Origin of the sequence: Roseomonas sp. E05 (assembly GCF_030063475.1) — a bacterium.
GTDB lineage: Bacteria > Pseudomonadota > Alphaproteobacteria > Acetobacterales > Acetobacteraceae > Pseudoroseomonas.
Window position 1 is genome coordinate 189,916 of the sequence record NZ_JASIRT010000001.1, and the last position, 13,386, is coordinate 203,301.

14 protein-coding genes are annotated in these 13,386 nt (G+C 74.0%); 9 read left to right on the forward strand and 5 right to left on the reverse strand.

From position 1 onward, the window contains the following. The first annotated feature begins 27 nt into the window (after positions 1-27). The 4 genes from QMO56_RS00910 to QMO56_RS00925 all read left to right on the forward strand — a co-directional run bounded on the left by QMO56_RS00910 (position 28) and on the right by QMO56_RS00925 (position 2,956). Positions 28-633 (forward strand): RecX family transcriptional regulator, encoded by a 606-nt coding sequence (locus QMO56_RS00910; RefSeq protein WP_283523138.1) that lies wholly within the window; start codon positions 28-30, stop codon positions 631-633. Next, positions 626-1,360: an AzlC family ABC transporter permease gene (locus QMO56_RS00915; protein ID WP_283523139.1), complete on the forward strand. Its 735-nt coding sequence runs from the start codon at positions 626-628 to the stop codon at positions 1,358-1,360. The genes QMO56_RS00910 and QMO56_RS00915 overlap by 8 nt, the downstream gene beginning before the upstream one ends. Continuing rightward, positions 1,357-1,662: an AzlD family protein gene (locus tag QMO56_RS00920; RefSeq protein WP_283523140.1), complete on the forward strand. Its 306-nt coding sequence runs from the start codon at positions 1,357-1,359 to the stop codon at positions 1,660-1,662. The genes QMO56_RS00915 and QMO56_RS00920 overlap by 4 nt, the downstream gene beginning before the upstream one ends. 184 nt (positions 1,663-1,846) lie before the next feature. After that, the gene (locus tag QMO56_RS00925) at positions 1,847-2,956 is read left to right on the forward strand and encodes a glycosyl hydrolase (protein ID WP_283523141.1); all 1,110 of its coding nucleotides are present in this window, start codon (positions 1,847-1,849) and stop codon (positions 2,954-2,956) included. An 18-nt stretch (positions 2,957-2,974) separates the two neighbouring features. Here QMO56_RS00925 and QMO56_RS00930 read toward each other — a convergent pair whose 3' ends face one another. Further along, positions 2,975-3,403 (reverse strand): zinc-ribbon domain-containing protein, encoded by a 429-nt coding sequence (locus QMO56_RS00930; RefSeq protein WP_283523142.1) that lies wholly within the window; start codon positions 3,401-3,403, stop codon positions 2,975-2,977. A 93-nt stretch (positions 3,404-3,496) separates the two neighbouring features. Here QMO56_RS00930 and QMO56_RS00935 point away from each other — a divergent pair, with 93 nt between their 5' ends. From QMO56_RS00935 to QMO56_RS00950, 4 genes are read left to right on the forward strand one after another with little or no spacing between them, the layout of a single operon-like run. Further along, positions 3,497-4,171: a cell division ATP-binding protein FtsE gene (locus QMO56_RS00935; protein WP_283523437.1), complete on the forward strand. Its 675-nt coding sequence runs from the start codon at positions 3,497-3,499 to the stop codon at positions 4,169-4,171. Continuing rightward, positions 4,164-5,027, forward strand: a complete 864-nt coding sequence (locus QMO56_RS00940; RefSeq protein ID WP_283523143.1) for an ABC transporter permease — start codon at positions 4,164-4,166, stop codon at positions 5,025-5,027. The genes QMO56_RS00935 and QMO56_RS00940 overlap by 8 nt, the downstream gene beginning before the upstream one ends. Then, positions 5,024-5,617 (forward strand): YdcF family protein, encoded by a 594-nt coding sequence (locus QMO56_RS00945; RefSeq protein ID WP_283523144.1) that lies wholly within the window; start codon positions 5,024-5,026, stop codon positions 5,615-5,617. Before QMO56_RS00940 ends, QMO56_RS00945 begins: the two co-directional genes overlap by 4 nt. A gap of 11 nt (positions 5,618-5,628) precedes the next feature. Beyond that, the gene (locus tag QMO56_RS00950; RefSeq protein ID WP_283523438.1) at positions 5,629-6,417 is read left to right on the forward strand and encodes a 1-acyl-sn-glycerol-3-phosphate acyltransferase; all 789 of its coding nucleotides are present in this window, start codon (positions 5,629-5,631) and stop codon (positions 6,415-6,417) included. A gap of 245 nt (positions 6,418-6,662) precedes the next feature. On the opposite strand, the gene QMO56_RS00955 is transcribed toward QMO56_RS00950, so the two are convergent. Next, positions 6,663-7,232, reverse strand: coding sequence for a gamma-glutamylcyclotransferase (locus tag QMO56_RS00955; RefSeq protein ID WP_283523145.1), 570 nt, complete (start codon positions 7,230-7,232; stop codon positions 6,663-6,665). 143 nt (positions 7,233-7,375) lie between these two features. Here QMO56_RS00955 and QMO56_RS00960 point away from each other — a divergent pair, with 143 nt between their 5' ends. Then, a complete protein-coding gene (locus tag QMO56_RS00960) occupies positions 7,376-8,422 on the forward strand; it encodes a DUF2125 domain-containing protein (RefSeq protein ID WP_283523146.1) in 1,047 nt (348 codons plus the stop codon). 69 nt (positions 8,423-8,491) lie between these two features. On the opposite strand, the gene QMO56_RS00965 is transcribed toward QMO56_RS00960, so the two are convergent. The 3 genes from QMO56_RS00965 to QMO56_RS00975 are packed head-to-tail and all read right to left on the reverse strand — an operon-like array spanning position 8,492 to position 13,354. Further along, positions 8,492-11,062 (reverse strand): TIGR02302 family protein, encoded by a 2,571-nt coding sequence (locus tag QMO56_RS00965; protein WP_283523147.1) that lies wholly within the window; start codon positions 11,060-11,062, stop codon positions 8,492-8,494. Beyond that, complete coding sequence (gene lysA, locus QMO56_RS00970; protein ID WP_283523148.1) at positions 11,059-12,426, reverse strand: diaminopimelate decarboxylase; 1,368 nt, start codon at positions 12,424-12,426, stop codon at positions 11,059-11,061. The genes QMO56_RS00965 and lysA overlap by 4 nt, the downstream gene beginning before the upstream one ends. A gap of 58 nt (positions 12,427-12,484) precedes the next feature. Next, positions 12,485-13,354 (reverse strand): MurR/RpiR family transcriptional regulator, encoded by an 870-nt coding sequence (locus QMO56_RS00975; protein ID WP_283523149.1) that lies wholly within the window; start codon positions 13,352-13,354, stop codon positions 12,485-12,487. Positions 13,355-13,386 lie beyond the last annotated feature (32 nt).

Here is a 13,386-nt window from a genome sequence, read left to right on the forward strand (position 1 = left end):
CCGCTCCCCCCATGGCAGAATAAGGGAATGGAGCGAAAGCGGGAGGATGCGCGGCCGGCCGCGGGCAAGGCGCCGGATGCGGCACGGCTGCACGAGGCCGCGCTGGCGCATCTGGCGCGCTTCGCCGCCACCGAGACCGGGCTGCTGCGCGTGCTGCACCGGCGGATCGACCGCTGGGCGCGCCGCGCCGAGGCGGAGGGCCAGCCCACCGACCAGATCGTCGCCACCGTCATCGCCGGCCGGGCCGCCGCAGCCGAGGTCGCGCGCCGCCTCGCCACCTCGGGCGCGGTGGACGACGCCGCCTTCGCCGCCGCCCGCGCCCGGCGGCTGAACCGCGCCGGCCGCTCGCAGCGGGCCATCGCCGCGCATCTGGCCGCCAAGGGCGTGGGTGCGGAAACGGCCGCCGCCGTGCTGGAGGAGGCGCCGCCGGACGAGCTGATCGCCGCGCTCAGCCATCTGCGCCGCCGCCGCGCCGGCCCCTTCGCGCCGGAGCAGCCGCCCTCGCCCGAGGCACGGTTGAAGGCGCTGGCCGCCCTCGCCCGCGGCGGCTTCGCGCGCGACCTGGCCGAGCGCGCCCTGGAGATGGACCCGGCCGAGGCGGAGGAGCGCCTGCTGGCGGCCCGTCGTGGCTGAGGTCCAAGCGGCGGAGACAAGAGCCGGCCCGGTCCGCTTCACCCGCGACGGCATCCGGCGCGGCGCGCTCCGGGCCGCGCCGATGCTGCTCGGCCTGTTGCCCTTCGGCCTGGTGGTGGGCGTGGTCTCGGTCGGGCGGGGCCTCTCGCTCGCCGAGGCGCTGGCCATGTCGGCCCTGGTCTATGCCGGTTCGGCGCAGTTGCTGGCGCTGGAGCTCTGGGCCGACCCCGCGCCGGTCCTGGCGGCGACCCTGGCGGCGGCAGTGGTGAACATCCGCATGGCGCCGATGGGCGCGGCGCTGGCCCCCTGGCTGGACCGGCTGCGCGGCCTGCGCCTCTGGGGCACGCTGGCAACGCTGGTGGACCATTCCTTCGCCATGAGCATGGCCGAGATCCGTTCCGGCGGGCGCGATGCCGGCTTCCTGCTGGGCACCTCCCTGGTGCTCTATGTCGGCTGGATCATCTCGGTGGGCGCGGGGCATGTGCTCGGGGGCGCGGTGCGGCTGCCGCCAGGGCATCCCCTGTTCTTCGGCGGCATTGCCGCCTTCGCCGCGCTGCTGGTGCCGCTCTGGCGCGGGGCGCGGCAGGATCTGATGGCCTGGGCGCTGGCCGCGGCGCTGGCGGTGGCACTGCACTGGCTCGGCCTGCCGCAGCCGCTGCCGCTGCTCGGCGCCGCGCTGGCCGGCGCGGCGCTGGCGGCCTGGCAGGAAACCCGCGCCGCCCGATGAGAAGCGACGTTCTGCTGACCATCCTGGGGATGGCCGCCGTGACCTACCTGTGCCGCGCGGGCGGCTACGCCATCATGCGGGCGAAGCGACCGCCGCCCTTCCTGGACGCCATGCTGCGCAACCTGCCCGGGCCGATCTTCATGGCCTATGTGGCCCTCGCCCTGACGCGCACCGGCCCCGCCGGCCTGCTCGGCACCGTCGTGGTGGTGCTGGTGCAGTGGCGCACCGGCCATCTCAGCGCCTCGATCCTCGCCGGCATCGGTGCCGTCTGGCTGCTGGATTTGCTGCCGGATCTCGGCTGAGAGCGTGGTTGCTCAGAAATATTGTCGTGTGACGTGCATGCGCAACTTTCACGTCAGAATGGCACCAAACCACAACTCCCAAAGACGTGGCCCAGGAGAGTGAAGAATCTTCTTTCACCTGTGGCGCATCCATTAAAGAAGAGGAGACCTCTCCCGGCCGAACATTTTTGAAGGAAAAATCCAGATGGCCCAAGTCGGAGTTTATGTTGGCAACTACTGGGAGAATCTCGAACGCTTCGAGAACTGGCTGGGCCGGCCCGCCGACAACGTGCACACGGTCATCGGCTATCAGAGCTGGGAGGATTTCCTCTCAGGCGCGCGTTGGGGCGCCAGCGATGCATGGAGCGATGGGCAGCACGACCTCGCCTGGTCAGTGCCGCTGATCGTCAACGGCGCCACCCTCGCCGAGGCCGCCACCGGCGCCTACAACGACTACTACCGCCAGGCTGCCGAGGCCATGAAGGACAGCGGCCTGCCCGGCCAGCCCCTCAATGTCCGGGTGGGCTGGGAGTTCAACGGCGGCTGGTTCCCCTGGTCCGCCATCGATCACCAGCAGGACTATATCGGCGCCTTCCGGCAGTTCGTGGATACCTTCCGCAGCGTCTCCGACCGTTTCGTCTTCGAGTGGAACGTGAACGAGGCCTGGGAGGGCTCCATGGACCCCGCCAGCGCCTATCCCGGCGACAACTATGTCGATGTCATCGGCATGGACGCCTACTGGAAGACCGAATTCTTCGGCGACGATCCCTATCATGCCTGGGACCTGGTGCTGAACGAGCAGTACGGGCTGCAGTGGCACGTGAACTTCGCCGCCGCCCACAACAAGCCTGCGGCCTATTCGGAATGGGGCGTGATGACCAACAACGCCGAGCCTTACATCAATGCCATGAAGTACTGGTTCGACACGCACAATGTCGCTTTCCAGTCACGCTGGGATTCCGACGACAACTATTCCGGCCTGCTTTCCGACGGCACCGAACCGCAGACCGGGCAGGCCTATGTGGACGCCTTCCATGATCCGGCCGTGCAGTGGAAACTGGACGGGCTGGTCTACATCGCCGGCTACCCGGATCTCATTCAGGGCATCGGCGTCGATGCGGCCGCCGGGCTGTCGCACTTCTTTCACCATGGCGTCATGGAGCAGCGTGACCCCGTCCATTTCGACGCGCAGGCCTACCTCGCCCGCTATGCCGACCTGTCGGCCTGGCTGGGGGCAGACACGACGGCGGCAGCCCGGCACTTCATCGAGCACGGCTACGCGGAAGGCCGCTCTGACGGGGTCTTCTACGGCTAGCCCGGCCCGTCCTGGGCGTCAGCCGCCATCTCCCTGGAGCAGCCGTGCGGCGGGCGGCCAGAGGAGGATGACCTCGGCCCGCCACACCCAGAGCGCCGCGAGCGCCCCCGCCACCACCAGGATCGATACCGCCCAGGCGATCAACGGCGCGGCCAGGCCGGGCGGCGGCTCGGGCGGTTCCTCAGGGGGAGGCAGGGCGCGGGGGGGTGGCTCTGGCGGTGCGGCGGGCGCGCCCAGCCGCGGCCGCACGCGCAGCGGCATGGGCCTGCGTCCCGGCGGGGCCGCGGAGGGCGAGGCCAGCCTTTCCTCGGCGGGCAGCGGCGCGGCCGCCGGGGCAAGCGGCACCCAGGCCTGCCCGCAGCGCGCACAGCGAACCTCGCGGCCAGGCGGGAGCAACTCCTCCCGCACCTCGTAGGCGGCGGCGCAGCCCGGACATTCGATGCGCATGGCCCCGCTATGCCGGGGCAAAGCTCGCGCTGCAAGCCTTCGTCACACCTCCCGGGTGGCGGGCGGCGGCGGAGCGTGGCATTCCCCTGCCGCATGGTGCGCTTCACCGCGGTCGGCCTGCGCTATCCCTCGCCCGACGGGGCGACAGGCCCGGAGGCCCTGGCCGACCTGACCTTCACGCTGCCCGAGGGCAGCTTCACCTGGCTGCTGGGCGCCTCGGGCGCCGGCAAGTCCTCGCTGCTGCGACTGATGCACCTCGCTTTGCTGCCGACGCGCGGCGAGCTGGAGGTGCTGGGCGAGCGCGTGCGCCGCGAGCGGCGGGCCGCCCTGCCGGCGCTGCGGCGGCGCATCGGCGTGGTGTTCCAGGACTTCCGGCTGCTGCCCTACCTTTCCGCCTTCGACAATGTGGCGCTGCCGCTGCGTCTCGCCGGCCGCTCGGAGGCCAGCCTGCGGCCGGACGTAACGGAGATGCTGCGCTGGGTGGGGCTGCAGGGAAAGGAGCTGGCGCTGCCGCAGCAGCTCTCGGGGGGCGAGCAGCAGCGCATCGCCATCGCCCGCGCGGTGGTGACGCGCCCGGCCCTGCTGGTGGCCGACGAGCCGACCGGCAACCTCGATTCGTACCAGGCGCGCCGCCTGCTCGCGCTGTTGACGCAGATGAACCGGCTCGGCACCACCGTGGTGGTGGCGACCCACAGCGAGGATCTGGTGGCCCAGTTCGCCGCCCCCGCGCTGGTGCTGGAGGAAGGCCGGGTGGTGCATCATGGCTGAGCGCCGCAGCCGCTACGCGCGCGACCCGCTCGGGCTGAAGCGCGCCCTTTCCGACCGGCTGCTGCCCGGGCTGGTGGCGGCGATGGCGCTGCTCGCGGCGCTGGCGCTGGCCGGCACGCATGGCGCCGCGGCGCTGAAGGAGCGCTGGCAGCAGGGCGCCGCCGCCGCCGTGACGGTGCAGCTCCCGCCCGAGCAGTCCGGCCGCATGGACCAGGCCCTGGCCCTGCTGCGCGGCATGCCCGAAGTGGCCAGCGCCGAGGCGGTGAGCCCGGAGCGGATGCGCGAGCTGCTGCGCCCCTGGCTGGGCGAGGTGCCGCCGCTGCCCCTGCCCTCGGTGCTGGAGTTGCGGCTGGTGAACCCGGGCATCGATCCCGAGCCGATCGCGCGGCAGCTCGCCGAGGCGGTGCCGGGGGCGGAGGTCGAGGCGCACGGCATCTGGGTGGCACGGCTGGCGGCGCTGGCGCGCAGCGTGCAGGGCATGGCGCTGGCGGTGCTGCTGCTGGTCGTGGGCGTGGGGGTCGCGGTGGTGGCGGTGGCGACGCGCGCCGGCCTCGCCTCCCGCCGTCAGGCGATCGAGATCCTGCACGACCTCGGCGCCACGCAGGATTACATCGCCGGCCGCTTCGCCCGGCGAATCGGGCTGCTGGCGGCCAGTGGCGCGCTGGCCGGCGCGGCGCTCGCCGTGCCGACGCTGGCGGCGCTGGCGGGGGTCGCCGCGCCGCTGGCCGGCGGCATGGTGCAGCCCTGGTCCTCCCTGCCCTGGCTGGACCTGATCCTGCTGCCGCCGGTGGCGGGCGGCATCGGCTGGGCAACCGCCCAGGTCAGCGTCCGCCGCTGGCTCCGCCGCCTGCCATGAGCCTTCCCGACGGCAGCCGCCGCGGCCGGAGAAGCCGGCTGTGGCTGGCCCCGGCCACGCTGCTGCTGGTGCTGCTGGGCGGCTTCGCCTTCTTCGCCGGGCAGAGCCGCGCCCGCCCCGAATTCCCGCTGCGGCAGACCGACGGCGTCGCCGTGCTGACCGGCGGGCCGCAGCGCGTCGAGGCCGGGATGCGCCTGCTGGCCGAGGGCAAGGCGCGCTGGCTGATCGTCTCCGGCGTCTCGCCCGTGGCGGACCTGGAGGACCTGGCGCGCACCGCCGGACTGCCGACCGAGGCGCTGGCGGCGCGCACCACCCTGGGCCATGCCGCCACCAGCACGCGCGGCAACGGAAAGGAGATTGCGCATTGGGCCCGCTCGCGGCAGATCAGATCCCTGCGCGTCGTCACGGCCGCCTTCCACATGCCCCGTGCCCTGCTGGAGCTGCGTCGCACCCTGCCCGGGGTGTCGCTGGTCCCGCACCCCGTGCAGACGGAAGGCCCGCGCCTCGCGCTGCTGGCCCGTGAGTACCTGAAGCTGATCGGCGCGATGCTCGGCCTGTCGGCGCTAACTTCGGAGAGACCGCCCTCGTGAAGCCCTCGGGCCTGACCCTGTTGCGCTCCGCGCTGTTCAACCTGCTGTTCTTCGGGCTGACCGGCCTCTGCTGCCTCGTCGGCCTGTTGCTGCTGCCCTTTCCGCGTCGTGTCCTGCGCCGCTACGTGCAGCACTGGGCACGGCTGATGCTGTGGCTGCTGCGGGTGGTCTGCGGCATCGGCCTGCGCGTGACGGGGCGGGAGAACCTGCCGGCCGGGCCCGCGGTCATCGCCGCCAAGCACCAGTCGGCCTATGACACCATCGTCTGGTTCGCCCTGCTGCCGGAGCCGGTCTATGTGCTGAAGCGCGAGTTGCTGCGCATTCCTGCCTGGGGTTGGCTGGCGCGGCACTATGGGGCGGTGGCGGTGGACCGCCGGGGCGGGGCGGCGGCGCTGAAGGGCATGGTGCGGCAGGCGGGCCAGGCGCTGGCGGCGGGCGACCAGATCGTCATCTTCCCCGAGGGCACCCGCACGGCCCCCGGCACCCGCGTGCCCTACCAGCCCGGCGTGGTGGCGCTGGCGGCGGCCAGCGGCGCCCCCGTGGTGCCCGCCGCGACCGACAGTGGCCTGTATTGGGGCCGCCGGGCCTTCGCCAAGCAGCCCGGCCTGATCACCGTGGCCATCCTGCCGCCCTTGCCCCCTGGCCTGCCCCGCGCACAACTTCTGCAGCAGCTGGAAACGGCGATCGAAACCGAAACGGATCGACTCGTCGCGGCGGCGGGCGACCCCTGCGCAGGCGCAACACCTGTGGATAATTCTGTGGGACAAGTTGCGGGGCATTCTTCAGAGCGCGTCCAGTAGCGCCCCGCAAGCCTCTGGCAAACCTGAATTTCGCCTGCAGGAGGCGGCCGGCGCTTCCGTTACCCGACCGGCTCATTCCTCTCAATCACCTGAAAAACATGGATTTTCCCCAACGCCTGCAGAGCTTGCGCGGCGCCGAGCGCATAATCGCTTGGCCTGTGCCGGGAAGGCCACAGGGGGAGCTGTGGATAACTCTGCGGAAAAGCAGCCCCGAGCCTTGTGACGGCTGGCGCGACTCGACGGCCTCAGCCTGCCAGGGCCGCCGGCAGCAGCGCGGCGATGCGGTCCAGCGCCGCGTCGCGCACGCCGAGGCTTCGCAGGTGCGTCACGGTGTTCAGGAGATAATCGCGGTTCGGCCCCATCCGGCCGCTGCCCCGCGCGATCGCCACCGCCGCCCGCTCCGGGGTCATCTCGCGGCAATAGGCCTGCCCGCGGCGGTTCGCCACGAAGGTGACGGCCTGCCGCACCGCGCCCGTGTCCAGCAGGCGGACCGGCAGGCGGCGGCGCTGGTAGTGGTCGCCAATCATCTCCCGCGCATCCAGATAGGCCAGCACCCCGGCAGCCTCGGCGGCCGGCACACGGAAGGCGACGCCACGGCAGGCGCCGCCGCGGTCCAGGCCGAGCACCAGGCCAGGGCAGTCCGGCGTGCCGCGATACTCGCGCGACCACAGGCAGAAGCGCCGGTGGAAGCCGTGCAGCAGGGCCGGATGCCGGGCCGCATAGGCGAAGCCCGGCTTCCAGATCAGGGAGCCGTAGCCGAAGACGTAGAGGTCTCCGTCGGGGTCGAGCAGGCTGAGGGGCAGGAGCGGGGCCATCGGTGAGAACGGACAGCGCTGTCCCGCCGCCTGCGAAGGCGATCGGGCGAACGACCGGTCCGGAAGGGGTGGAACGGGAATGGCCGCGGGGCGAAGGCATAGCGTTTCCGCCCGCAGCCATCGACCCTATATCCTGAAGCACGATGACCCGAAAGCCACAAGCCCCGCGCCGCCGCGGGTTTCATCCCGGGCGGCTCCTGCTTGGGCTCGCCCTGTTGCTGGTGCTGCTCGGCGCCGGTCACACCATGCTGTGGCGCCTCATGACAGAGCGGCTGGAGCAGGGCTTCGAGCGCTGGGCCGAGGCGCGCCGCGCGCAGGGCTGGCAGGTCACGCATGCCCCGCCGCGCCGTGGTGGATGGCCGCTCTCCGCCAGCCTCATCCTGCCCGCCCTGCGGATCGCCGCCCCGCCCGGCGGCCCGCTGGGCGGGCTGGCCTGGCAGGCGGCCGCGGTGCGCCTGCGCATCGTGCCGCCGGATCTGCAAACGCTGCTCGTCGAGGCCCAGGGACCGCAACGGCTGGTGGCCGACTCGCAGGAACTGCCCTTCGCCGCCGCTCACCTCACCGCCGCCCTGCCGATCGCCGAGGGCGCGTCACCCGGCTCCGCCCGGATCATGGCCCGGCAGCTTCGCCTGGGCCCTCCGGCGGGCGCGGTGACGGTGGCGGAGGCCGAGGCGGAACTGGAAGGCCGCGACGGCCCCGCCCTCACCCTGGCGCTGACCCTGCACGGCGTGGCGCTGCCCTGGAACCTGCCGCTCGGCCGGCAGGTGGAGACGGCCTCGCTGGAAGCGGCACTGATGGAGCCGGTGCCGGGCGGATATCAACCTGCGCGGCGCGCGGCGGCCTGGCGCGATGCCGGCGGCACGCTGGAACTGCGCGCCCTGACGCTGCGCTGGGGCGAGGTGGCCGCCAGCGCCGCCGCCACCCTGGCGCTCGACGCCGCGCTGCAGCCGACCGGCGCAGGCACCCTGCGCGTGGCCGGCGCGGCGGAGGGGCTGGAGGCCCTGGCCGGGGCGGGCCTGCTGGCGCCCCGCACGGCCGGCCTCGCCCGCAGCCTGGTGCCGCTGATGGCGCGCCCCGATCCGGCCGGCGGCCCGCCCCAGATCGAGGTGCCCGTGACCCTGGAGGACCGCACCCTGGCGGCAGCGCGCATTCCCGTGCTGCGGCTGCCGGCGATCGAATGGGGGCGCTGAGGGGCCGGAACGAAAAAGGCCGGAGGAAGGAATTCCTCCGGCCCCTCGCCTTCCTTCCGTCCGGTCGCGTCAGTAGGACTTGAGCAGACGGTCGATGTAGTCCAGCTCGCTCGGCGGGCGCTCGCGCTCGGCGCCACGGCGGCGCAGCTCCTCCTGGATGCGGCGGCTGCGCAGCATCTCTGCCTCCTCCGGCACCTGCGTGTCGCTGCCCTGGTCGCTGGCACCAGGCGCATCGCGCGTCGGGCGGCCCAGCGGATCACGGCCCTGGCCCTGGCCTGCGACGCGGTCCTCCCCCTGCGTGCCCACCGCCGCGCCAGGATTGCCCTGGCCGTCGCCCTGCCCTTCGCCCTGACCCTGGCCGAACTGCTGCTGCATGGACTGCGCCATCTGCCGGCCGCCCTCCTGCAATTCGCGGATCGCCTCCTGCTGGTGCCCGCTGGCGTCGCCGCCCTGGCCGAGCGCCTCCTGCGCCTGGCGCATCGCCTGATCGGCGCGGCCGAGCGCCTCCGGGATCTCGCCCGTCAGGTCGCCGAACTGCTGCATCAGCTCGCCGAGCGCACGGCGCAGGGCGCGCTGGGTGCGCGCATCACGCCGCGCCTCCTCTCCGGACGGGTTTCCCGCCTGCGGCTGGCCGGAGGGCTGGCCCCCCGGCTGCGGCCGGCCGGGGGGCATGCCCGGGCGCCGCTCGGACGGCTGCTCCTGCGCACCCTCGCGCTGATGGCTGCGGTCGAGCAGTTGGCCCTGCCGCTGCACCATGTCCTGCACCGCGCCCATCTGCTGCTCGCCGCGCTGCTGTTGCTGCTGCTGCTGGCTACTGTTGCGGCCGCCTTCGGGCCGCGCGGCGATGCGGCCCTGCTGCAGCGCCTCCAGCATCTGCTCCAGTTGGGCCAACTCCTGCTGCAGGCGGTCGGTACGGCCCTCGCGCGCCGTCTCCTGCATCTCCTGCATGCGGCGCTCCAGCTCCCGCTGCTCCATCGCCTGCTGGTTCGGGTCGAGCGGCGCCGGCTCCATTCCCTGCTGGCGCATGCGCTCCAGCAGGGCCTCCAGGTGGCGCTGCACGGCCTCGCGCAGCTCCTGCACGCGGCGCTCCAGCTCGGCCCGCTGCCCGGCGTCCGGCGGCGTGCGCTCGGCCTCGGCCAAGGCCTCGCGCAGCGCCTCGCGGGCTTCCGCCAGGGCGCGGGCGGTGCGGTCGGCAAGGCCTTCTTCCAGCGCCACGGCGGTGTCCCACATCAGCTTCTGCACCTCCCCGATGGCCTCGGGGCGGCGGTCACGCATCAGCTGGAAACGGGCGACGCGCAGGGCGAGGAAGGTGGTGCTGTCGTGCTCGAAGGCCTCCGGGCGCGCGGCGAGTTCGTCGAGGCCGCGCCGCACGCCGTCGCGCCCCAGCGGGTCAAGCGACAGCGCCTTGCGCAGCTCCACCAGCATGCGTGCCACCGGGTGCGTGAAGGGCCGCTCGGGCAGGATCAGCTCCTGCGTCTCCGAGGCGCCCTGCTGCCCGGCCCCGTCGCGCGCCAGGACGCGCACCCGCACCGGCAACCCGGCCCAGGGATGCGCCGAAAGGTCCGGCTGCGCCACGCCCTTGCGGGCACGCGGCTCGCCGCCGGCGAGCGGCAGGTCCAGCAGCAGCGGCTCCGCATGCGGCCGGGCGGCGAGGCGGATCTCGGCCTGCGCGGCATTGACGCCCCAGTCGTCATCGGCGCGCCAGGGCAGCCGTACCGCCAGCCCGCGCGGCGATGGCGCAGGCGCCTCGGTGAAGGCGGCGGTCGGCGGAGCGTCGGCCTGCACGCTGAAGGTCCAGGCGGCGAGATCGCGGCCGCCGCGGCGCAGCACGATCCGGGCACCGCGAGCCAGCGGCGCCTCAAGGGCGAAGGAGCCGGCGTCAAGCGCACGGAAGGGCGTGGCGTGCTCGTCCACCCGAAGTTCGGGCACGCCGCCGCTGCCGCCGGAGAGGGCGATCTGTAGCGTGCTGCCCTGCGGCACGGTCAGCGCGCCGCCGGCGAGGTCGAGGAAGAGAGGGGCGGCACCGGTATAGGCGGGCGGCGTCACCCAGGCCTCCAGCTTCAGCGCGGCGCCGAGCGGCGCGGCATGCAGGCTGGGCCAGAGGGCGCGGCGCAGCCGCTCGCCCGCCTCGCCGCCGGCGAGGACAAGGGAGGCGCAGACCGCGACCAGCAGGCCGGTGCGCAAGGCCCGCGGGTCGCGCGCCGCCAGGTTGGGCCGGGGCGCGCCGACGCGCAGCCGGCGCAAGCCGGCCAGCGCCCGCGCCTGGTGCGCGCGCCAGAGCGCCAGGGTGGCGGGGTCCTCGGTCAGGGCCTGGTCGCGCAGGGTGGAGAGCGGACGATGCCGCAGGCCGGAAGCGGTCTCCAGCCGACGCTCGGCGGCGGCCTCGCCGGGCCAGGCGAAGCCGCGGAAGCCACGCCAGAGGGCGGCGCCCAGCGCCAGCGCGAAGCCGGCCAGGAGGGCCAGATGCAGCCAGGGCGGCAGATGGAGAAAGAGGCCGGACCAGGCGGCCAGCAGGAACAGGCCGATGACGCCGAGCGCCGGCCAGAGCCGGGGCCACAGCGCCTCCCAGCCGAGCGCGAGGCGCGCGAGCCGCAGCCCCCGCGCTAGGCGCCGGGCCAGCGGAGCGCGCCGCTCCGTCATGCCGGGGGGGCCGCCGTGACGGCCGGGGTGAGCCATTCCGGCAGGCGCTGGTGCGCCAGCAGGTCCTCAGGCGTCTGCCGGGGCCGCACAACGGCGAAGCGGGTGCCATCCACCAGCACTTCGGCCGCCAGGGGGCGGGCGTTGTAGGTGCTGCTCATGACCGCACCATAAGCACCTGCGTCGAGGAATGCGATCAATTCCCCTGGGGGAAGCGAGGGCAATTCGCGGCCGCGCGCGAAGGTGTCACCGCTCTCGCAAACCGGCCCGACCACGTCGGCGGGGGAGCACGGCGCCGCCAGCGCCGTGGGCGAGACCGGCAGGATGCCGTGCCAGGCCTCGTACATGGCCGGGCGCACGAGGTCGTTCATGGCGGCGTCGGCCACCACGAAGCGGCGGGCGCGGCCCTGCTTCTGCAGCACCACCGAAGCCAGCAGCACGCCCGCCGGCCCGGCGATCCAGCGGCCCGGCTCCAGCATGACCGGCAGGCCCAGCTCGCCCAGCGTCGCCTTGATGGCGCCGGCCAGCGCCTCGGGCGGGGGCGGCGCCTCGTCGCGATAGGGGATGCCGAGGCCGCCGCCGCAATCCACCCGCTCGATGGGCAGGCCGGCGGCGCGCAGGCCGCGCACCATCTCGGCCAGCCGGGCATAGGCGGCGCGATAGGCGGCGACGCCCTCGGTGATCTGGCTGCCGATATGCGTGGCGATGCCGATCGGCCGGATGCCGGGCAGCACCGCCATGCGGGCATAGAGGGCGGGTGCGTCCTCGAAGTCGATGCCGAACTTGTTCTCCGCCTTGCCGGTGGTGATCTTGGCGTGCGTCCCGGCATCCACGTCGGGGTTCACGCGCAGCGCCACCGGGGCGCGCAGGCCCATCTCCGCCGCGATGGCGGAGAGCATCTCGACCTCCTCCGCGCTCTCGGCATTGATCTGGAAGATGCCCTCGCGCAGCGCCAGACGGATCTCCTCCGGCTGCTTGCCGACGCCGGAGAAGACCGTGGCCCCGGCCGGGATGCCGGCGGCCAGGGTGGCGCGCAACTCGCCGGCGCTGACGATGTCGGCCCCCGCTCCCTCGGCGGCGAGGACGCGCAGCACGGCCTGGTTGTCATTGGCCTTGGCGGCGTAGTGGATGCTGGCCTTCAGGCCGGCGTCGTCGAGCGCGGCGCGCAGCGCGCGGAAGCGGCGGCGCAGGGTGCCGGCGGAATAGACCCAGGTCGGCGTGCCGACCTCGCGCGCGATGCGGGCGAGCGGCACCTCCTCCATCAGCAGCCCGTCCAGGGCATGCGCGGAAAGCGCCGGGCGGGCGGCGATGAGGTCGGCGAAGGTGGGGTCGGCGCCCTCAGGGGCGGCGGGGAGCGGAGCGGCCATGGCATTATTGTGATGCGCCGGAGGGCCGGAGAAAAGCGGCGTGGATGGGGGGCCTGCCCTACCAGCCGAGCGGGTCGAAATCGGCGAAGCGCGGCTCGCCCAGGGCGGCCCCCTGCCCGGCCTCGGCGGCCAGGCAGGCGCCGAGGATCTGCACCCAGGCCAGGGCCGGCGCGAGGGCCGGCGGCTGCCCGCCCGCCGGCGGCGGCAGCGCGAAGCGCAGCACTCCCTCCGGTGCCAGCCCGCCCCAGGCGCCGAGCAGCAGCACCGGGCAGCCCAGCGCCCGCGCCTGCCCCGGCAGCGCCTCGCCCTGGCGCGCGGCGGCGGGGCCGAGGCCGATCAGCAGCAGCGCGTCCTCCGCCCGCGCGGTGCCGAGCTGCGCCCGTGCCAAATCCGGGGCGCCGTCGAGCAGGCTGGCCGGGCGGCCGTGCCGGGCCAGCAGCAGGTGCAGGGCCGCGGCCGCCGGGCGGCCTTCGGCGTCGCAGCCGATCCAGACCAGCCGCGCCCGGCCGAGCTGCCGGCCCGCCGCCTGCAGCGCCGCCTCGTCCAGCCCGTCCAGCAGGCTGCGCAGCCCCGCCATCTCATGCGCCACCACGGCGCGGGCGGCTTCCAGCCCGCCCGCATGCGGCGCGAGGCGGCGGTGCAGCCGCGAGGCCTCGGCGGTGACGCCCTGGGCACGGGCGAAGACGGCCGACTTGAACAGCCGCTGCATCTCGCGGAAGCCGTCATAGCCGAAGCTCTTGGCGAAGCGCACCAGCGCGGAAGGGTGCGCCGCCACATGCCCCGCCAGGACGCGCAGCGGCGCCAGCGCCACCTCGTCCGGATTGGCCAGCAGATAGCGCGCGATGCGCTGGAACTGCGGGCTGAGGCCGGGCAGGCGTTCCTGGAGGCGCAGGGCGAGGGCGGGAAAGCTGTCGGGCGGGATGCTCATGCGGCAATGGAAATTGCCGCGGTGCCGCCATT